This window comes from Aliirhizobium sp. YIM B11859 (genome assembly GCF_057163345.1).
Window position 1 is genome coordinate 115,519 of sequence record NZ_JBXHAY010000003.1, and the last position, 19,020, is coordinate 134,538.

The following is a 19,020-nucleotide window of genomic DNA, read 5'->3' on the forward strand; positions in this document are numbered from 1 at the left end:
CATAAGCAGGAAAGCCGTTCTTCGGCCCCGCGTGTCCAATCCGATCATGTCAAATCGACGGAATGCCCCATGAAAGAACTTCTGCTGCAGATATTCACCTGGTGGAACGGTCAGACGATGGGGACGCGTTTCTTCACCTGGCGGCACGGCAAGAAGGTCGGTGAAGACGAATTGGGCAACATCTACTACGAAGGCCCGATGGCGTCCTGGGGCAAGCCGAAGCGCTGGGTCGTCTACAAGGGATATGCCGACGCCTCTGCAATTCCTCCCGGCTGGCACGGCTGGATGCATTACCGCACGGACGTGCCCCCGTCGCAGGAAAGCTACAAGCCGCGCGAATGGCAGAAGGCTCACCAGCCTAACATGACCGGCACGCCGCTCGCCTATTACCCTGAAGGGTCAATGGCCGGCAGTGGGGAACGTCCCCGCGTTACCGGCGACTACGATGCCTGGACGCCCGGCAACTGACGCTTATTGGCCATAATCGCAGTCTAGTCACTGATGCGCGTCGCTCACGCGCTTGGCGCAAGAGTGACAGTATGGATATGACACGTATGATGATTTCTCCCCGCAAATTCGTTCTCGGCGCACTTGTTGCGATGGCGCCATTGGCTGTGGGAGAAACTGCATTCGCAGCCCGGATTTCTAATCCGGTGGCCGTTTTTGCCGGTATCGACAAGATCACCGGCCGCATCACCACCTTCGATGTCTATGTCAACGAGACGGTGCAATATGGCGCGCTCCAGGTGACGCCAAAGGTCTGTTATTCGCGCGACGACAGCGAGGCGCAGAAGATCGACGGTTTTGTCGAGGTTGACGAGATCACGCTTGACCGCAAGATCCGCCGTATCTTTTCCGGCTGGATGTTTGCCGACAGCCCGGGCCTCAACGCCGTCGAGCATCCGATCTATGACATTTGGCTGACCGGCTGCAAGCCGAAATCCGATGTGCCGCCACCAGCCGACGCGACCAACTGATCATCCAACCTGAGTTAAAACGGCATATGCGGTGTATCCACCGCGGCTCTCAGCATCACGATATAGTCGTCCTTCGGCACGTCGATCGCGCCGAAGGTTTTCAGGTGGTCTGTGGTGAACTGCGTGTCGAGCAGTCTGAAGCCGTTTCGGTTCAGGTGCTCCACCAGATGCACGAGGCAGATTTTCGAGGCGTCCGTGCGCCTTGAAAACATGCTCTCACCGAAAAACGCTGCTCCCAGCGACACGCCATAGAGACCGCCCACCATCTCGTCTCCATCCCATGCCTCGACGCTATGGGCATGCCCCATGCTGAAAAGCTCGTTATAGAGTTGCCTGATGGTCGCGTTGATCCAGGTGCTTGGCCGATCCTCCGCCGTCTCGGCGCACATGCAGATCACCTTCTCGAAGGCGCTGTCGAAGCGGATTTCGAAAGGTGCCTTGCGGATGGTCTTGGAGAGGCTTTTGGAGATGTGGAAGTCGTCGAGCGGAATGATGCCCCGCATCTCCGGCTCGACCCAGAAGATTTCCGGATCGTCGGCCGACTCGGCCATCGGGAACAGGCCTATCGAATAGGCTCGCAACAGAACGTCCGGGGTGATTGCCGGGTAATATCTGCCGCGCCGCCCTGCCATCTTGATCCCTGCAGAAAAACGCCCGGAAGCGGTTGCCCCGGGCGTTGTATTATACTCAGTGTTCCTTGGTCCCGGCCAGATAATTTTCCAGCCAGTGAATATCGTAGTCGCCCTTGGCGATATCCGGATTGTCGACCAGATCCTGGAACAGCGGCAGGGTGGTCTTGATACCGTCGACGACGAACTCGTCCAGCACGCGGCGAAGGCGCTTGATGCATTCCTCGCGCGTGCGGCCATGCACGATCAGCTTGCCGATCAGGCTGTCGTAATAGGGCGGGATCTTGTAGCCGGCATAGACGCCGGAATCGACGCGCACGCCGAGACCGCCGGGCGCATGATAATAGGTGATCGTGCCCGGAGACGGAACGAAGGTCCGTGGATCCTCGGCATTGATACGGCATTCGATCGCATGACCCTGGAACTGGATCTCTTCCTGCGTGACCGAAAGGCCGTTGCCCGAAGCGACGCGAATTTGTTCGTGCACCAGATCGATATTGGTGATCGCTTCGGTGATTGGATGTTCGACCTGAAGACGGGTGTTCATTTCGATGAAATAGAACTCGCCGTTTTCGTAGAGGAACTCGATCGTGCCGGCGCCGCGATATTTCATCTTCTTCATCGCATCGGCGCAGATCTGGCCGATGTTCATGCGCTGCTCGACGGTCAGGGCAGGGGAATTGGCTTCTTCCCAGACCTTCTGGTGACGACGCTGAAGCGAGCAGTCACGCTCGCCGAGATGGATCGCATTGCCTTCGCCGTCGCCGACGACCTGGATCTCGATATGCCGCGGCTTGCCGAGATATTTTTCCATGTAGACGGCACCGTTGCCGAAGGCTGCGAGCGCTTCGGTACGGGCAGTGTTGAAGGCTTCCTCGAGGTCGTCTTCGGTTTTGGCGACCTTCATGCCGCGTCCGCCGCCGCCGGCCGTTGCCTTGATCAACACCGGGAAACCGATGTTGCGGCCGGTTTCCAGCACGTTTTCAGGCGTAACTTCGCCTTCAGAACCGGGAACGACCGGGATGCCGAGCTCGACGGCCGTCTGCTTGGCGGTGATCTTGTCACCCATCAGGCGGATGTGCTCAGCGGTCGGGCCGATAAAAGTAATGCCATGTGCTTCGAGGATTTCCGCGAACTTGGCATTTTCCGACAGGAAGCCGTAGCCCGGATGCACGGCGTCAGCGCCGGTGATCTCGCAGGCCGCGACAATCTGATGGATGTTGAGATAGCTTTCGCGCGACGGCGGGGGGCCGATGCAAACGCTCTCGTCGGCGAGGCGGACATGCATGGCGTCCGCATCGGCCGTGGAATGCACGGCGACGGTGGCAATGCCGAGCTCTTTGCAGGCTCTCAGCACGCGCAACGCGATCTCGCCGCGATTGGCTATGAGGATCTTGGAAATCATGAAGGTGCCTTACTCGACGATGACGAGCGGCTGACCGTATTCTACCGGCTGCCCGTCGTTGACCAGGATTTCAGTGACCTTGCCGGAGCGCGGCGCCGGGATCTGGTTCATGGTCTTCATCGCTTCGATGATGAGAAGCGTCTGGCCTTCCTTGACGGTCGCGCCGACTTCGATGAATGCCTTGGCGCCTGGAGCAGGCGACAGATATGCCGTTCCGACCATTGGCGCGGTCACGGCATTCTTGTTGTCGGCGGCACTCGCAACCGGTGCAGCAGCAGCAGCGGCCGCAGGCGCAGCGACTGCGGCAGGAGCGGCAGCGGCGATCGGAGCCTGGACATACTGCATCGTTGAAGCGCGCGAGACGCGGATGCGCATATCATCCTGTTCGACTTCGATCTCGGTGAGATCGGTATCGTTGAGGATGTTCGCGAGGTCGCGGATCAGTCCCTTGTCGATCCCGTTCTTCTTCTCAGACATGGCAAACCCTATTGTTCTGTTTTATCTTGTCAGGCGATTGTGTATTTCAAGGCATGCAGCGCGAGAATGTAGCTCGCCGTGCCGAAACCGCAGATGACGCCTTTGGCAGCCGGCGCGATCATCGACGTATGGCGGAATTCCTCGCGTGCATGAACATTCGAGATGTGCAACTCGATCACCGGCACGGATACGGCCTTGATCGCATCATGAAGCGCGATCGACGTATGCGTATAGGCGCCGGCATTGATTGCCACGCCCACAGCCTCGGTCCCGGCCTCGTGAATCCAGTCGATCAGCGTGCCTTCGTGGTTGCTCTGCCGGAAGTCCACATCGAAACCGAGCTCCTTGCCCATTGAAAGGCATTGGCTCTTGACGTCCTCAAGAGTCTGTCCGCCATAGATGCCGGGCTCTCTTTTGCCAAGCATGTTGAGGTTCGGGCCGTTGAGGACGAAAACCGTCTTGCTCATCACTGATCTATTGTTCCATCCGAATTTAGCGGCCACCTATAGACCGTGAGGCTCGCAAGGGAAAGCCCCCGCCGCGCCGAAACGCCGCTGGTCCACCGCCCGGAGATAAATGGGAGCTGCCGTGGGGTTAAAGGTCAGCAGCTGGCCTTGCCGCAGGAACGGACATTCTTCACCTTGCCCTCGATTTCTTCCAGCCCGACGGCGCCGAACACGGCCTCGTCACCGACAACATAGGTCGGTGTGCCGGTAATGCCGATCGCATTGGCCAGCTGGTACGCCTGGCGTACCACGTCGTCGTTGGGGTTTTCGGTCATCGACTTGCGGATCGCGGCTTCATCGATGCCCAGCCCGGTTGCGACCGCCATGGCGGTATCTTCCGAAGCATGCTCCTGTCCACCCAGCAGGTCACGGTGGAACTCGGCATATTTGTCCGGCGCCACAAGCCGAACGGCATTGGCAACTTTGTGCGCGGCAAGCGAATCGGGACCGAGGATCGGGAATTCCTTCAGCACGAAGCGGATATTCTTGTCCTTCGAAAGGATGTCGTCCATGTCGCCCATCGCGCGTTTGCAATAGCCGCAATTGTAGTCGAAGAACTCGACGACGGTGACGTCGCCCTTGGGATTGCCCAGCACCACGTCGGTCGGCGAGGAAAAGATCTCGTCCTTGTTGGCAGCCACCGCCTTGGTCGACTGATCGGTACGCTGCGCCTGCTGCTTGGCTTCCAGCGCGTTCTGAACCTCGATCATCACTTCCGGGTTCTGGATCAGATATTCGCGAATGAACTCGCCCATTTCTTTCTTTTGGGTGTCGTCCAGGGCAAAGGCCGGCGCTGCAGCGCAAAGTGCCAGCGACAGGCAGGCGCCGGCAGCGAGGGTCTTGAACAGGCGGATCATCGTTTTCCTCATCGGTTGGCGATCGCGAATCCACGCCGCCGCAATATCATGTGCCTGGCGAGGCTAAGCCAACCGGCGCGCATGAGAAATAGGAAATGTGCATTGCGGCATGAGCAAGGCTTCACATCTGTGTAGTGATCGCCGGCAAAGGCGACAATGCTCCCGCACAAACAACAGCATGCCGGGATTTCATGATTCATTTTGCGAGCCCCGCTCTGGTCAGGAATGGACGGCGCTGCAAAAGAAAATGGCCGCAGAAGCGGCCATTTTCATCGGATGTTTTCTTCGGATCAGAAGAAGCCGCGGCGCTGCCACCAGCCGGCCTTTTTCGGCTTCGACGGATCGCCATCACCTTCCGGCGCGCTGCTGCCTTCAGAGCTCTTCACCACCGCCTCGCTGGAGGAAATGTTGGAGCCGCGATTGCCGCGAACCGGCTTGGCTTCGTCATTCTCGACCGTTGCCTCGGCCTCGACAGCCTTCGGAGCAGCGTCTTCGACCTTTGGTTCAGCAACGGTGATTTCCGCGGGCTGAGGCTCTGCGGCCTTCGGCTCTTCAACGACGGGAGCGACCACAACCGGCTCGGCGATAACTTCGACGGCTGCTGCAGCCTCTGCTGCGGCCGCCTCGGCCTCGATCGCCTTCTTGCTGCGACGGGCACGCTTCGGCTTTGGCGCCGCTTCGGCCTCGACGGCGGGTTCGATGACGACCGCTTCGACAACGGTTTCCGCGACAACGGGCTCGGCGGCAACTTCCGCCTGAGCTTCGGTTTCGACAGCAACGGAGGCCGCGTCGCCTTCCAAAGCGTCATTGTCGCCGTCTGCGCTGACTTCTACGCCGTCCTCGCCATTGCGGTTGCGACGGCCACCACGCTTGCCGCGGCGGCGGCGCTTGCGGCGGTTGCCTTCATCGGTATCGGCGTCATCGGCTGCTTCGGTCGAAGTCGATGCTTCTGCCGCATCATCCTCGTCCTCGTCGTCACCCTCATCGGCGTCGTCGGAAATCTGTTCGACATTGCCGCCCTGCGCCAGCGCATCGCCATCGCGTTCGCCGTTGCGGTTGCGACGACGCCGGCGGCGCTTGCGCTTGCGACCATTCTGATCGTCGCCCTCAGCGCGTTCCGGCTTGGCAACGGCCTGTACCGGTGCCAGCTCTTCGTCTTCTTCCTCTTCCATGTCGATGACGACATCATCGTCGTCTTCCTCGACCGGAATGGCAGCGAACTGCATCAGGCTTTCGATCTTGACCGGGTTTTCCACCGGCTCGCCACGGTCGATCGCGAAGTGGCTGGAACCGACGCCGGCATCGGATTCGATGAAGATCGAGACGCCGAAGCGGTCTTCGTAATCCACCACGGTGCCGCGCTTGTGGTTGAGCAGGAACAGCGCGATGTCAGGCGTGGTGCGCACGGTGATGTCATGCGTGGTGTTCTTCAGCAGATATTCCTCGATGCCGCGCAGGACGTGCAGGGCAACGGAAGACTGCGAACGAACGTGGCCGGTACCACCGCAATGCGAGCAGATCTGCGTCGTCGATTCCAGAACCGAGGCGCGGATACGCTGACGCGACATTTCCAGAAGGCCGAAATGCGAGATGCGTCCGACTTGGATGCGGGCGCGGTCATTCTTCAGGCAATCCTTCAGCTTCTTCTCGACGGCGCGGTTATTGCGCTTTTCTTCCATGTCGATGAAGTCGATGACGATCAGGCCGGCAAGGTCGCGCAAACGAAGCTGGCGGGCGACTTCCTCAGCCGCTTCGAGATTGGTCTGGAGTGCGGTGTCCTCGATCGAGTGCTCACGGGTCGAACGACCGGAGTTCACGTCGACGGCCACCAGCGCTTCCGTCTGGTTGATGATCAGGTAACCGCCGGACTTCAGCGTTACCTGCGGCTGCAGCATGCGATCGAGCTGCGCCTCGATGCCCGAGCGGGCAAAGATCGGATGCAGGTCGCGATACGGCTGGACCACCTTGGCATGGCTCGGCATCAGCATCTTCATGAAGTCTTTCGCTTCACGATAGCCTTCCTCGCCGGAAACGACGATCTCGCTGATATCCTTGTTGTAGAGATCGCGGATCGAACGTTTGATCAGCGAGCCTTCTTCATAAACGAGGCATGGCGCAGTCGACGACAGCGTCAGCGTTCTGACGTTTTCCCAAAGGCGCATCAGGTATTCGAAGTCGCGCTTGACTTCGACGCGGGTGCGGTTGGCACCGGCGGTACGCAGGATCACGCCCATGCCCTGCGGCACGTCGAGCTCGCGGGCGATTTCCTTCAGGCGCTTGCGGTCCTGCGGCTGAGTGATCTTGCGGGAAATGCCACCGCCACGCGCCGTGTTCGGCATCAAAACCGAATAACGACCGGCAAGCGACAGATAGGTGGTGAGAGCGGCGCCCTTGTTGCCACGTTCTTCCTTGGCGACCTGCACGAGCAGGATCTGGCGGCGCTTGATGACTTCCTGGATACGATACTGCTTGCGCGGCTTGCGCTGGATACGGTCCGGAACCTCTTCCATGGCGTCTTCCGCGCCAACGGATTCGATCTCTTCCTTCTCGTGGTTGTCATCATCGTCATCGTCGTCACCATCGTGACGGCGACGCGAATCGACATCTTCCGAAATCGTGTCGGTGTCGATCATCGCAGCCATGCTGTCCGGCGTCGAATCGTCGCCTTCAGAAGCTGCACCTTCCGATGCCTCTGCTGCGGTTTCTTCGACCGAGGCCTCGACGACCTTCTTGCGCGAACGGGCGCGCTTCGGCTTGGCCTTCTTTTCGGGCTCGGCGGCTTCTACGGAAGCTGCCGGCTCAGCCGCGGCTTTGGCTTCAGCAACAATGCCGACATCCGGCTGGTCTTCGTGGGCCAGATCGACAGCCGGATCGGCGGCTTCCGCCTCGGCGATCTTGCGCTGATCCTCGGCTTCCTGCTGCATCAGGGCCTGACGGTCTGCCAGCGGAATCTGGTAATAATCCGGATGGATTTCCGCAAAGGCGAGGAAGCCGTGACGGTTGCCGCCGTAATCGACAAAAGCAGCCTGAAGCGACGGTTCGACGCGCGTTACCTTCGCCAGGTAAATATTGCCTCGGATCTGCTTCTTGTGCTGCGATTCGAAATCGAATTCTTCGATGCGATTGCCGCGAACGACAACTACGCGCGTCTCCTCTTCGTGGGACGCATCGATAAGCATTTTGTCTGCCATTGAAATTCTGCTCCTCGGCGTAGCCGCGCAAATGCACGAAAGCCTGTCGCGAGGACAGGCTCGTTATGCAGAACGGTCATGACGCCGGATAAAGGTGATCCCGCACGGTCGAGGCGATACGGCAACCGGAAAGGCAATGAAGCCGCGGGCCTCTTCCTTCTTTCCGTGATCTGAAAAATTTGCCGCAACATTAAGGACCAGACGAGAATGACGATAACTGGATCCTGGGGGATCCGATGGGGTGCTCCATGCGAGCGGTGGGTGGCGTACCACCCGGCATTGTTCCGGCCGCGGCCGGAGTGATCGTTTACTAAAGGTCAAAGTGTTGCGACGGCGGATGTTTACCGGTACTTGGCGCCAGATCCTTGAGGCTGGCCAGCCCATCGGCAGACTATCCCGTCAACCCTCTAACCTGTCTGGCTTTGTATGTTTTATCTGTCACAATAGCAAGGGAAAAGCCGTATCCGCCACATTGTCGATGGATTTGACGGCCTTATCAAAAATAGGGTTCTCGCGTCGATTCTTGATCGCTGGAACAGAAATGCCTGAAATGCAGGCCTTTCATGCGGATGGCAGGTTTTGCATGGAAGATCAGAAGGCGGAATATTGGTTGAAATTGGCTAGAATGTTAGTGATCTGCGCCGCCGTCGGAATGCGGGCTGCAAGCGGGATTTGGCGAATCGCTGGCCGGATATTGCCCGCCGCGTTTCTTGCGTCGTTCGTTGTGGCAGGCCAGGGGTTTGCCGCCCAGCAGCCGGTGCTGGCATTTTCCGCCCGTGTCGCCGGTGACGACGCCCGCACCCGCGTGGTGATCGATTTCGAGGAAAAGCCGTCCTTTTCCATCCATTATATTGGCGGCCCCGAACGTATCGTCGTTGATCTGCCCGCCACGGCCTTCGGGTTTCCGGCAGCCGATCTTGCTCCGCGTGGCCTGTTCAAGGATATCCGTTACGGCACGATGGGCGCCGAAAGCGCCCGCCTGGTGTTCACCACCAGCAGGCCGGTCAAGTTGGTCACTGCCGAGGTTCAGCAGAATGAGGAGAGGGGATATCGCCTCGTCCTCGATGCCGAAATCACCTCCAAGCAGCAGTTCCAGGACATGTTGAAGACGCAGGACTGGACGTCGTCGGCCGCCGTGCCGCCGCATGATGTCGAGCCGGTGGTCGAGGATGGTGTCTTTACCGTCGCGGTCGACGCCGGGCATGGCGGCATCGATGCCGGCGCCAGCGGGGCGGTGACGAAGACGCCGGAAAAGACCGTGACGCTCGACTTTGCAAAACTGCTCGCCGACCGGTTGAACAAGATCCAGGGCGTGAAGGCTTTTCTGACGCGTGAGGATGATACGTTCCTGTCGTTGTCCGAGCGTGTCGTGATCGCCCGCCAGCATCATGCCGATCTCTTCATCTCCATCCATGCCGATACTCTGGGGCAAAAGGACATCCGCGGCGCGACGGTCTACACCCTTTCCGACAAGGCATCGGACCGAATGGCCGAGAACCTCGCTGCGCGCGAAAACCTGTCCGATCAGCTGGCGGGGTTCAAGATCGAGGAAGGCAGGCCGGAAGTGGCTGATATCCTGCTCGATCTGACGCGCCGCGAAACCCAGGCCTTTTCGGTCGCGCTGGCGGAAAACGTGGTGAAATCCTTCGATGGCCAGGTGGGCCTTATCAACCATCCGCACCGCCAAGCCAATTTTCAGGTTCTGCGGGCCCCCGATATCCCCTCGGTACTGCTCGAAATGGGCTTCCTGTCGAATGGCGAGGACGAAAAACTGCTGCTCGACGAGGGCTGGAGGACAAAGGTTTCGGCCTTGCTGGCCGATGCGGTGGATCGTTACCGCAAGCGCTCCATGGCCAATGGAGATTGAACGGGCGACCGGGTAGAGGAGGCGTGACTTCGATACCACAGTCGCCCGCCGATCCTCATGCGAAGGGCGGAAGTGGCGGAAATACTTGTCAAAAGCCCTACTTTCCTCACATTCGAAGGGCATTGCGCCAGGATGGTTTTCGCATGGACCGAAGTTTCGCAGAGTTGAACCGGTCTCCCTTGCGCTGGTGGAAACGTCGTGCAAAAGGCCTGCATGCATGCGATGGTGCTTTTGCGCCGATAGAAAAGCTTAAACGGTAGCTCAGACATGATCAGACTGATTGGATATTTCTTCGGAGTGGCGTGCGTGCTCTTCCTGGGCGTTGCGGCCGCCGCTGCCATCTATCTGAATGGCATGACCAAGGATTTGCCCGATTACGAGGTCCTGAGCTCCTACGAGCCGCCGGTGGCGACGCGCGTTCACGCCGGTAACGGCGCGCTGATGTCGGAATATGCCCGCGAGCGGCGTCTGTTCCTGCCGATCCAGGCCATTCCCGATCGTGTCAAGGCGGCGTTCCTGTCTGCCGAAGACAAGAATTTCTACAATCATCCGGGCGTCGATATTTTCGGCCTTGGTCGCGCCGTGGTCAACAACCTGCAGAATTTCGGTTCTGGCCGCCGTCCTGAAGGCGCGTCGACGATCACCCAGCAGGTGGCGAAGAACTTCCTGCTGTCCGCCGACCAGACGATCGACCGCAAGGTCAAGGAAGCGGTCCTCTCCTTCCGCATCGAGCAGGCCTATTCCAAGGACAAGATCCTCGAACTCTATCTGAACGAAATTTTCTTCGGCCTGAATTCCTACGGCATTGCCGGTGCGGCACTCACTTATTTCGACAAGTCGGTGACGGAACTGACCACCGCCGAGGCCGCCTATCTTGCAGCCCTGCCCAAGGGGCCGAACAACTATAACCCGTTCCGCCATACCCAGGCGGCGCTTGATCGCCGCAACTGGGTGATCGACCGCATGGCCGAGAATGGCTACATCACGCAGGCCGATGCCGACGATGCCAAGACGCAGTCGCTCGGCGTCAAGCCGCGCCGCGGTTCCTCGGGCCTTTTGGGTTCGGAATATTTCTCCGAAGCCGTCCGCCGCCAGATCATCGAACGTTATGGCGACAAGGCCCTCTACGAGGGTGGCCTGTCGGTCCGCACCTCGCTTGATCCCGATCTGCAGGTTCTCGCCCGCGCTGCCCTGCAGAAGGGGCTAGTCGATTACGATGAACGCCGTGGTTTCCATGGTCCGCTCACAAATATCGAAATCTCGCCTGACTGGGCCGTTCCGCTCGTCACCCTTGTGGCGGACAACAAGGTCCCCGAACTGCGCGACGTGCCGGAATGGACAATCGCCGTGGTGCTCAGCGTGTCGGCCAAGGGCGTCGAGATTGGGCTTGAACCGCAAAACGGCAGCAAGACCGATCCGGACCGCAAGACCGGCACGATCGCTGCCGACGATATGAAATGGGCCTATCGCGATGCCGACGGCGATCGCAAGACCGCCAAGTCCCCCGAAGGCGTGCTGAAGCCGGGCGACGTGGTCTATGTCGAACCGTTGACCAAGGACGGCAACGCCTACAGGCTTCACCAGCCGCCGAAGGTCCAGGGTGGCCTCGTGGCGATGGACCCGAATACCGGCCGTGTTCTCGCCATGGTCGGCGGCTTCTCCTATTCGCGTTCGGAATTTAACCGCGCAACCCAGGCGATGCGTCAGCCGGGTTCGTCGTTCAAGCCGTTCGTCTACGCTGCAGCACTCGATAACGGCTACACGCCGGCCTCCGTCGTGCTCGACGCCCCGATCGAAGTCGTCTCCGGCGGCCAGACCTGGAGCCCGAACAATTACGGCAATGAAGGCAGCAACGGCCCTTCGACCCTGCGCTTCGGCATCGAGCATTCCCGCAACCAGATGACGGTCCGCCTGGCGCAGGACATGGGCATGGATCTCGTCGCCGAATATGCCGAACGTTTCGGCATCTATGACAAGATGCTGCCGGTTTTGGCCATGTCGCTCGGCTCCGGTGAAACCACCGTCATGCGCATGGTGTCCGCCTATGCGGTGATCGCCAACGGCGGCAAGCAGATCAAGCCGACCGTGATCGACCGCATTCAGGACCGTTACGGCAAGACGATTTTCCGTCACGAGGAGCGCGGTTGCGACGGCTGCAATGCCAGCGGCTGGAACAATCAGGAAGAGCCGGTTCTGGTCGACAACCGTGAACAGGTTCTCGACCCGATGACCGCCTACCAGATCACCACGATGATGGAAGGCGTCGTCCAGCGTGGAACGGCCGCCGGCAAGATCCATATCAGTGACCGCCCGGTCGCCGGCAAGACGGGCACGACCAATGACGAGAAGGACGCCTGGTTCGTCGGCTTCACTCCCAATCTTGTGGCCGGACTATATGTCGGTTTCGACACTCCGGCACCGCTTGGTCGCGGCGCCACCGGCTCAGGCCTTGCCGTGCCGATCTTCGCCGACTTCATGGAAGCGGCTGCCAAGCAGACGCCGGCCGAAAAATTCCATGTGCCGGATGGCATGAAGTTCATCCCGGTCAACCGCAAGACCGGCATGATGGCCTTCGAGGGTGAGCCGGACACGATTGTCGAGGCCTTCAAGCCCGGAACCGGCCCGGCCGATGTGTTTCAGGTCATCGGCGACGGCGAATACATGACGCAGGACCAGATCCTGGATTCGTCGCCACAGGCCCAGCAGGCCATCACATCGGGCGCTTCGGGTCTGTACTGATCCGCTGAACGTCGTTTGCGGCCGGGCGCGGGCTTTACATCCGCCCCCGGCGCAACTATGTCCCACCGCATCTCAAATCCCCAATGATGAAGAGAAGAATACGCCATGCGCGCGGAAATGCTGAATGTTGTCGACGAAATCAAGCAGGCCATAAGCCTGCTGAGGAGGCATCTTTGACTGGGATCAGGCTGTAAGAAGACTGGACTGGTTGAATAACAAGTCAGAGGATCCGAACCTCTGGAACGACGCCCAGGAAGCCCAGAAGCTGATGCGCGAGCGTCAGCAGCTCGACGACGGCATCGGTGGCGTCAAGGCGATGGAGCAGCAGCTCTCCGACAATATCGAGCTTATCGAGCTTGGTGAGGAAGAGGGCGACGAGGCGATCGTCAAGGAAGCCGAAGACGCGCTGAAGGCCCTCAAGGCCGAGGCCGGCCGCCGTCAGGTGGAAGCCATGCTGTCCGGCGAGGCAGACAGCAACGACACCTATGTCGAAGTGCATTCGGGTGCCGGCGGTACCGAAAGCCAGGACTGGGCGAACATGCTTTTGCGCATGTATACCCGTTGGGCTGAACGTCAGGGCTACAAGGTCGAGCTGCTCGAAGTCCACGACGGCGAAGAAGCGGGCATCAAGTCCGCGACCATCCTCGTCAAGGGACACAACGCTTTCGGCTGGATGAAGACCGAATCGGGCGTGCATCGCCTCGTTCGTATCTCGCCCTACGATTCGAATGCGCGTCGCCACACCTCGTTCTCTTCGATCTGGGTCTATCCGGTCGTTGATGACACGATCAATATCGAGATCAACGAAAGCGATTGCCGCATCGACACCTACCGTTCGTCGGGTGCCGGTGGACAGCACGTCAACACCACCGATTCGGCCGTGCGTATCACCCATATCCCGACCAATATCGTGGTCGCCTGCCAGCAGGAGCGTTCGCAGCATAAGAACCGTGCCAAGGCGTGGGAAATGCTGCGCGCTCGCATGTATGAGGCGGAATTGATGAAGCGCGAAGCCGCCGCCAACGCGGAAGCCGCTTCCAAGAGCGATATCGGCTGGGGCCACCAGATTCGTTCCTACGTGCTGCAGCCCTATCAGCTGGTCAAGGATCTGCGCACCGGCGTTGCCAGCACTGCTCCGGACGACGTGTTGGACGGCGACCTGAACGAGTTCATGGAGGCAGCCCTGGCGCACCGTATCAGCGGCAAGCCGGATGTCGACGCTGCCGACGCCGACTGAGGCAGTCTCGAAGAAATACAAAAGGCCGGGCTCAACGCCCGGCCTTTTTGTTTTGACATCGACTCCCGGCAGCAAAGCCCTGGAATTCCGCCAGGCGACCCGTCAGCGATATTCGCTGAACACCAGTGCTGCATTGACACCCCCGAAACCGAAGGCGTTGGAAAGCGCATGGCTGATCCGGGCGGGGCGAGCCCCTGTCCTGATCAGATTGAAGTCTTCGGCCTTGGGCATCGGCATATCGATGTTGAGGCTCGGCGGGAGGATCTGTCGCTGGATGGCGAGAATGGAGAATACCGCCTCAATCGCTCCGGCTGCTCCCAGCATGTGGCCCGTCGCCGATTTGGTCGAGCTGATCGGCACTTGTCCGCCGCCGCGGCCAAACAGTTTTTCGAGCGCCGCCAGTTCTGCAGCGTCACCGACCGGAGTGGAGGTGGCGTGGGCGTTGATATAACCGATCTCGCCGGGAGTGACGCCTGCCATATGCAGCGCGATGTCCATCGCCCGGGCGGCCTCTCGACCATCCGGCCATCCCGACGTCACGTGATGCCCATCGGTCGTGGTCCCGTAACCTGCCAGCACGGCCAGAGGGCGGGCGCCCCGTCGTTCGGCATGGCTGAGCGTTTCTATGACCAGCATCGCAGCACCTTCCGATAACACGAAGCCGTCGTGCCCGGCATCGAAGGGCCGTGAGGCTTTCTGCGGCTCTTCATTGAAATCGAAGGAAAGCGCCTTGGCTGCGGTGAAGCCGCCGATCGCTACCGGATCGACACAGGCTTCCGTGCCGCCGCAAAGAGCAATATCGACCTCGCCGGCGCGGATCATCCGCATCGCATCGCCAATCGCCTGGGCCGAGGCGGCGCAGGCCGTGGTCGGCGAACCGGCGGGACCATGGAAGCCGAAGCGAATGGCGATCTGGCCGGCGGCAAGGTTGGGAAGGAAGGACGGAACCACAAATGGCGATAGCCGTCGCACGCCGGATATGCGGATGGTGTCGCTTGCAGCGGTAATCGCCGGCACCCCACCGACGCCCGTGCCGATCACCGTCGCGGTGCGCGTCCGGTCAGCATTGAGCTCTGGACGCCAGCCGGACTGATCGAGCGCTTCCTGCGCGGCCGCCATGGCGTATTGGATGAAAAGATCGTTGCGACGCACGTCCCGTGCGTCCATCGCGCTCTCGGGGTCAAAGCCATCCGGGTCATCCATATGGCTGGGGACCAGCCCGGCGATACGGCATTTCCAGTCAGCCGTATCAAAGCGCGTATTGGTGCCTATGCCGCTTTTTCCTGCAATCAATCGGTTCCAGTTTGTCTCAACGCCAGCACCAAGAGGCGATATTGCTCCGAGCCCGGTTATAACAATGGGATCTTTCATCACGGTTCCTCAGTCATTACGCTAAGTGTGTATATACACAGTAAGTGACGTCGGCAATATTCGTCATACGCGTCACTCTGACGTCAGATGTCGCGCGACCCGGAGATAGGTTTCCACATCCTGGCTGGAAAAATCCTTGAGGAGCGCGGTCTGTGACTGTTGCCATTCGACCATCAGCTGATCGAGAAGCAGGTCGCCGCTCCCGGTTAGTTCGCACAGGCGCGCATTTCCGGTCTCGTTCGATACACGCTGAACCAGTTCCTTGCGCTGAAGGAGGTCGAGATTGCGGGTCAGGCTGGTTCGATCGAGCAGAATGCGCTGGGCCAGCACCATGACGGGTTCGCCGGGGTGGAACCGGATGGCGGCAAGCAGTGAGAATTGCTGTACCGTAACCCCGTAGGGCCGCAGCTTCGCATCCCCGATCCGCAGCAACATGCGCGACGCGGCAACCGTGTTGAGGATGAGGCAGTTCGAAAGTTCATCAGGCATCGACATGGTGAAACTTGGCGGGCCTTTTCCCGTCCAAGTCAAGGCCGGGTTTCGCATTTGTTGCCGTCATTCCGCTGCGGACATGCCCGCGCGGCTGCGCAGCACGAACACGGAAAGCATCAGAACCACGACGGAGCACATTGCGATGATCGTGGTCATCGGCCGTGCCGTGCCGTCCATCACCAGCCCGCCGAGGCCGATCACGATCGCCGAGGTGATGAACTGGATCGTTCCCATCATTGCCGATGCGGTGCCGGCAATCCGGCCATGGTGTTCGAGCGCCAGCACCGCGGCAGTCGGTACGATCAGGCCGAGGAAACCATAACCACCGAACAGAAATGCAGCCATCACCTCGAGCCGGTCGAAGCCGAGCGACATGGTCAGCACCATCAGCACCATCATCGAGGAATAGCCGATCGTGGCGCCGCGGATCACCCGGCGCAGTCCGATGCGCCGCGAAAGCCATCCGTTCAGCTGCGACATGCCGATGAAGGCGACCGCGTTCACCGAGAAGACGATGCTGTAGAAGGACGGTGACAGACCGTAATGGTCGATCAGGATGAAGGACGAATTCGCCACGTAGATCATGTAGCTCGACATGCCGAAGGAGGCGATCATCACCAGGCCGAGATAATAGGGGTCCCGGAGCAGCATGCCATAGGAGCGCAACGCTCCGCCGATGCTGCTTTCGCTGCGCGCTGCCGGCAATCTGGTCTCTTCGAGAAAGAACAGCGCGACGATCAACCCGGCCACGCCGGCACCGACCATCACCCAGAAGATCAGCCGCCAGTCGCCGAATGCCGTGACGATACTGCCGGCAAGCGGCGCAAGGATCGGCGAGACGCTGAACACCAGCATCAGACGCGACATCAATTGTGCAGCGGCAGGACCCGTATGCAGGTCACGCACGACGGCACGGGAGATGACGACGCCGGCGCAGGCGCCCATGCCCTGTAGGAAGCGGAAGCCGATCAGCCAATCGATATTTGCCGACAGCGCACAGCCGACGCCACCAAGGATATAGAGACAGAGCCCCGCATAAAGCGGCGGCTTGCGGCCGAACATGTCCGACAGCGGGCCGTAGATGATCTGCGACATGGCCATCGCCGCGAAGAACGAGATCAGGCTCGCCTGCACGGCATGGCTGTCCGCTTGCAGGTCCCGGCTGATCGTGGGAAGAGCAGGAAGATACATGTCGAGGGCAAACAGCCCGACGGCCGACAGCAGTCCGAGCGAAAGGGCGTGGGATGGAGCGCGCATTGGAAAAGACCTTTCCCGTCGCCACATCCAACGCATAAGCGATAGGGCGGAAGACGATGATCGATTGCGAAAAATGGGTGCCAGTGCAGGACAAGGCTGCTGCATGTTCGGCGTCGTCAATAATTTTGGACACAATTGTCCAATTCGTCAAGGCCTGTTAGGGTGATGTCATGAAAGTTTCGTCCGCGGATGCAAAACCTGATTCTGCCGCATGGCCGCCGGCGCAGACCAAACGCCAGGCGATCCTCAATGCGGCGGCCGATGTTTTCGCCGCGGATGGCTTTGCCGCAGCCAGCATCGATGCGATCGCCGCAAGGGCAGGGGTATCGCGCCAGACGGTCTATAATCAGGTCGGCGACAAGGATAATCTGTTCAAGATCGTCGTATCGGAAATTACCGACCGCTCGAGTGCCGGTTTCTTCCGTGTGCTCGACACATTCCCAGCCGCTCCGCAGAACCTCGAGGACGAACTGACGGCGTTTTCGGCGCAACTGTTGCGCAAGGCGATCTGTGATCCGAACGGCCGCTGGCTGCGCAAGCTCGTCGAGACGGAGGGCACGCGGTTTCCCGAGCTTTTCGAGACCTGGCGGGAATATGGGCCGGGCAAGAAATACCCGGCGATTGCCGCGCGTCTGGCGCAACTGGCCCATGCCGGTTATCTGGAAATCGACGACCCCGCACTTGCCGCGCGCCAGTATATGGCCCTGCTTGCAACCGATCTCCGCATCGACCAGCAGATCGGTCGACAGACGCCCGAGACGGAAATAGACCGTATGGCGCAGTCTGCCACACGCACTTTCCTGAGGGCTTTCGCCAGGCGTTAGAGGCGAAGCCGGATCAGTTGGTGAACTGCTCGGCCAGAATCCGGTCGGACCAGGAATGATCCGGGTCGGAAAGGATGCGTGCCGTCAGCTCCGTCGATTGCGATATATGCACGTGCAGAACCGACTTGACCTCTGCATTGTCCGCCACCGCATTGACCGGCCGCTTTTCCGGCTCGAGGATGGTGAGATCGACATGCACGTGGTTCGGCAGCAAGGCGCCGCGCCAGCGTCGCGGACGATAGGGTGAGACCGGCGTCATTGCCAGAAGCGGTGCCTCGAGCGGCAGGATCGGGCCGTGGGCGGACAGATTGTAGGCGGTCGAGCCGGCGGGCGTCGCGACCATCACTCCGTCGCAAATCAGTTCGTCCAGTCGCACATGGCCATCGACCTCCACCCTCAGCTTCGCTGCCTGATAGGACTGGCGAAACAGGTAGACCTCATTGATCGCCAGTGCCACCGACGTCGAGCCGTCGGTGCTCGTCGCCGTCATTTTCAGCGGATGGAATTCGTTTTCCACGGCAACCGCGATCCGCGCCGGCAGGTCGTCCGTTCTGAAATCATTCATCAGGAAGCCGACCGAGCCGCGGTTCATGCCATAGACGCGTGGTCCATGCGTGATGTTTTCATGAAGTGTCTGCAGCATGAAACCATCGCCGCCGAGCGCGACGATGACGTCGGCGTCTCTGATCGGCGTGTTTTTGTAACGCCGGGTAAGCTCCTCGAGCGCGGCCTGCGCCTCCGGTGCCGGGGAGGCGATGAACGAGAGCTTCTCGCATGGGCTGGGCATAAACGGACGGGCCTCTGACGATGCCGATTTTTGATCGCGCCGGCGGGATTGCTGAAACACCTTGCAGCCGAAAGGCCTAAGGCGTTCCACTGGTACAGGAAAAGAGCTGCCAAGGACAAGCATCTTGGGCTTGTGCAACAGGCGATTGGCCGCTGCCGACAGGCGGACGGCCGCCAGATGATCGGCAACTCGAACCAACTGCGACATTTTGCTGAATGGCAGACCGAAATCTGGCACCCCGCCCAATCCGGCAGTGCCATTGCCGTCCGGTTGTGAGAGCGGCTGATTTGCGTTCAGGTCAAGAAAGGTCCGAGCCCTGCGGGGCGGGCAGTTGGTCTGCCGGCCCAATTCTTCGCCAATCTTTCCGTCCCATGCGCGGCGGCCTCATTACCGACTGTTGTCAC

At 60.2% G+C, this 19,020-nt stretch carries 17 protein-coding genes; 7 read left to right on the forward strand and 10 right to left on the reverse strand.

Annotation, left to right across the window (positions count from 1 at the left end; translation table 11 throughout):
* The first annotated feature begins 69 nt into the window (after positions 1-69).
* Both AC2GXZ_RS12625 and AC2GXZ_RS12630 read left to right on the forward strand, forming a co-directional pair.
* Positions 70-468, forward strand: coding sequence for an NADH:ubiquinone oxidoreductase subunit NDUFA12 (locus AC2GXZ_RS12625; protein ID WP_483759531.1), 399 nt, complete (start codon positions 70-72; stop codon positions 466-468).
* An 86-nt stretch (positions 469-554) separates the two neighbouring features.
* Positions 555-977, forward strand: coding sequence for a DUF2155 domain-containing protein (locus AC2GXZ_RS12630; RefSeq protein ID WP_483760245.1), 423 nt, complete (start codon positions 555-557; stop codon positions 975-977).
* Between the two features lie 14 nt (positions 978-991).
* On the opposite strand, the gene aat is transcribed toward AC2GXZ_RS12630, so the two are convergent.
* The 6 genes from aat to AC2GXZ_RS12660 form a co-directional block, all read right to left on the reverse strand.
* Positions 992-1,609, reverse strand: coding sequence for a leucyl/phenylalanyl-tRNA--protein transferase (aat, locus tag AC2GXZ_RS12635; protein ID WP_483759532.1), 618 nt, complete (start codon positions 1,607-1,609; stop codon positions 992-994).
* 55 nt (positions 1,610-1,664) lie between these two features.
* Positions 1,665-3,011, reverse strand: a complete 1,347-nt coding sequence (gene accC, locus AC2GXZ_RS12640; protein ID WP_483759533.1) for an acetyl-CoA carboxylase biotin carboxylase subunit — start codon at positions 3,009-3,011, stop codon at positions 1,665-1,667.
* A gap of 9 nt (positions 3,012-3,020) precedes the next feature.
* The gene (accB, locus tag AC2GXZ_RS12645; RefSeq protein ID WP_483759534.1) at positions 3,021-3,488 is read right to left on the reverse strand and encodes an acetyl-CoA carboxylase biotin carboxyl carrier protein; all 468 of its coding nucleotides are present in this window, start codon (positions 3,486-3,488) and stop codon (positions 3,021-3,023) included.
* Positions 3,489-3,517: 29 nt separating this feature from the next.
* Positions 3,518-3,955 (reverse strand): type II 3-dehydroquinate dehydratase, encoded by a 438-nt coding sequence (gene aroQ, locus AC2GXZ_RS12650; protein ID WP_483759535.1) that lies wholly within the window; start codon positions 3,953-3,955, stop codon positions 3,518-3,520.
* Between the two features lie 134 nt (positions 3,956-4,089).
* Positions 4,090-4,851, reverse strand: coding sequence for a DsbA family protein (locus AC2GXZ_RS12655; RefSeq protein ID WP_483759536.1), 762 nt, complete (start codon positions 4,849-4,851; stop codon positions 4,090-4,092).
* Between the two features lie 290 nt (positions 4,852-5,141).
* Complete coding sequence (locus tag AC2GXZ_RS12660) at positions 5,142-8,042, reverse strand: Rne/Rng family ribonuclease (protein WP_483759537.1); 2,901 nt, start codon at positions 8,040-8,042, stop codon at positions 5,142-5,144.
* A gap of 625 nt (positions 8,043-8,667) precedes the next feature.
* Here AC2GXZ_RS12660 and AC2GXZ_RS12665 point away from each other — a divergent pair.
* From AC2GXZ_RS12665 to prfB, 3 genes are all read left to right on the forward strand, one after another.
* The gene (locus AC2GXZ_RS12665) at positions 8,668-9,909 is read left to right on the forward strand and encodes an N-acetylmuramoyl-L-alanine amidase (protein WP_483760246.1); all 1,242 of its coding nucleotides are present in this window, start codon (positions 8,668-8,670) and stop codon (positions 9,907-9,909) included.
* 267 nt (positions 9,910-10,176) lie between these two features.
* Positions 10,177-12,648, forward strand: a complete 2,472-nt coding sequence (locus AC2GXZ_RS12670) for a penicillin-binding protein 1A (RefSeq protein WP_483759538.1) — start codon at positions 10,177-10,179, stop codon at positions 12,646-12,648.
* A 105-nt stretch (positions 12,649-12,753) separates the two neighbouring features.
* Positions 12,754-13,885 (forward strand): peptide chain release factor 2 gene (gene prfB, locus AC2GXZ_RS12675; RefSeq protein WP_483759539.1). Its coding sequence is split into 2 segments (ribosomal slippage): positions 12,754-12,822 and positions 12,824-13,885, totalling 1,131 coding nucleotides; the frame shifts between segments, so codons are not numbered across the junction.
* A 102-nt stretch (positions 13,886-13,987) separates the two neighbouring features.
* Here prfB and fabF read toward each other — a convergent pair.
* From fabF to AC2GXZ_RS12690, 3 genes are all read right to left on the reverse strand, one after another.
* Positions 13,988-15,256 carry a beta-ketoacyl-ACP synthase II gene (fabF, locus tag AC2GXZ_RS12680; protein WP_483759540.1) on the reverse strand — a complete coding sequence of 423 codons (1,269 nt, stop codon included), beginning with the start codon at positions 15,254-15,256 and terminating at the stop codon, positions 13,988-13,990.
* A 72-nt stretch (positions 15,257-15,328) separates the two neighbouring features.
* Positions 15,329-15,751, reverse strand: coding sequence for a MarR family winged helix-turn-helix transcriptional regulator (locus tag AC2GXZ_RS12685; protein ID WP_483759541.1), 423 nt, complete (start codon positions 15,749-15,751; stop codon positions 15,329-15,331).
* Positions 15,752-15,811: 60 nt separating this feature from the next.
* On the reverse strand, positions 15,812-17,005 hold the full coding sequence (locus AC2GXZ_RS12690; RefSeq protein WP_483759542.1) for a multidrug effflux MFS transporter: 1,194 nt from the start codon (positions 17,003-17,005) through the stop codon (positions 15,812-15,814).
* Positions 17,006-17,175: 170 nt separating this feature from the next.
* Between AC2GXZ_RS12690 and AC2GXZ_RS12695 the strand changes: the two genes are divergently transcribed.
* Positions 17,176-17,829: a TetR/AcrR family transcriptional regulator gene (locus tag AC2GXZ_RS12695; RefSeq protein ID WP_483759543.1), complete on the forward strand. Its 654-nt coding sequence runs from the start codon at positions 17,176-17,178 to the stop codon at positions 17,827-17,829.
* A 13-nt stretch (positions 17,830-17,842) separates the two neighbouring features.
* Here AC2GXZ_RS12695 and AC2GXZ_RS12700 read toward each other — a convergent pair whose 3' ends face one another.
* Positions 17,843-18,616 carry an NAD kinase gene (locus AC2GXZ_RS12700; RefSeq protein WP_483759544.1) on the reverse strand — a complete coding sequence of 258 codons (774 nt, stop codon included), beginning with the start codon at positions 18,614-18,616 and terminating at the stop codon, positions 17,843-17,845.
* Positions 18,617-18,646: 30 nt separating this feature from the next.
* On the opposite strand from AC2GXZ_RS12700, the gene AC2GXZ_RS12705 reads away from it, so the two are divergent.
* Positions 18,647-18,892 carry a hypothetical protein gene (locus tag AC2GXZ_RS12705; protein ID WP_483759545.1) on the forward strand — a complete coding sequence of 82 codons (246 nt, stop codon included), beginning with the start codon at positions 18,647-18,649 and terminating at the stop codon, positions 18,890-18,892.
* Positions 18,893-19,020: the final 128 nt, after the last annotated feature.

What these genes read in the sequence shown, in the direction of transcription:
- AC2GXZ_RS12690 (WP_483759542.1), bottom strand. Translation starts at nt 17,005, where the DNA reads ATGCGCGCTCCATCCCACGCCCTTTCGCTCGGACTGCTGTCGGCCGTC.
- AC2GXZ_RS12685 (WP_483759541.1), bottom strand. Translation starts at nt 15,751, where the DNA reads ATGTCGATGCCTGATGAACTTTCGAACTGCCTCATCCTCAACACGGTT.
- AC2GXZ_RS12630 (WP_483760245.1), top strand. Translation starts at nt 555, where the DNA reads ATGATGATTTCTCCCCGCAAATTCGTTCTCGGCGCACTTGTTGCGATG.
- AC2GXZ_RS12670 (WP_483759538.1), top strand. Translation starts at nt 10,177, where the DNA reads ATGATCAGACTGATTGGATATTTCTTCGGAGTGGCGTGCGTGCTCTTC.
- fabF (WP_483759540.1), bottom strand. Translation starts at nt 15,256, where the DNA reads ATGAAAGATCCCATTGTTATAACCGGGCTCGGAGCAATATCGCCTCTT.
- AC2GXZ_RS12695 (WP_483759543.1), top strand. Translation starts at nt 17,176, where the DNA reads ATGAAAGTTTCGTCCGCGGATGCAAAACCTGATTCTGCCGCATGGCCG.
- accC (WP_483759533.1), bottom strand. Translation starts at nt 3,011, where the DNA reads ATGATTTCCAAGATCCTCATAGCCAATCGCGGCGAGATCGCGTTGCGC.
- aat (WP_483759532.1), bottom strand. Translation starts at nt 1,609, where the DNA reads ATGGCAGGGCGGCGCGGCAGATATTACCCGGCAATCACCCCGGACGTT.
- AC2GXZ_RS12660 (WP_483759537.1), bottom strand. Translation starts at nt 8,042, where the DNA reads ATGGCAGACAAAATGCTTATCGATGCGTCCCACGAAGAGGAGACGCGC.
- accB (WP_483759534.1), bottom strand. Translation starts at nt 3,488, where the DNA reads ATGTCTGAGAAGAAGAACGGGATCGACAAGGGACTGATCCGCGACCTC.
- AC2GXZ_RS12655 (WP_483759536.1), bottom strand. Translation starts at nt 4,851, where the DNA reads ATGATCCGCCTGTTCAAGACCCTCGCTGCCGGCGCCTGCCTGTCGCTG.
- aroQ (WP_483759535.1), bottom strand. Translation starts at nt 3,955, where the DNA reads ATGAGCAAGACGGTTTTCGTCCTCAACGGCCCGAACCTCAACATGCTT.
- AC2GXZ_RS12665 (WP_483760246.1), top strand. Translation starts at nt 8,668, where the DNA reads ATGTTAGTGATCTGCGCCGCCGTCGGAATGCGGGCTGCAAGCGGGATT.
- AC2GXZ_RS12625 (WP_483759531.1), top strand. Translation starts at nt 70, where the DNA reads ATGAAAGAACTTCTGCTGCAGATATTCACCTGGTGGAACGGTCAGACG.
- AC2GXZ_RS12700 (WP_483759544.1), bottom strand. Translation starts at nt 18,616, where the DNA reads ATGCCCAGCCCATGCGAGAAGCTCTCGTTCATCGCCTCCCCGGCACCG.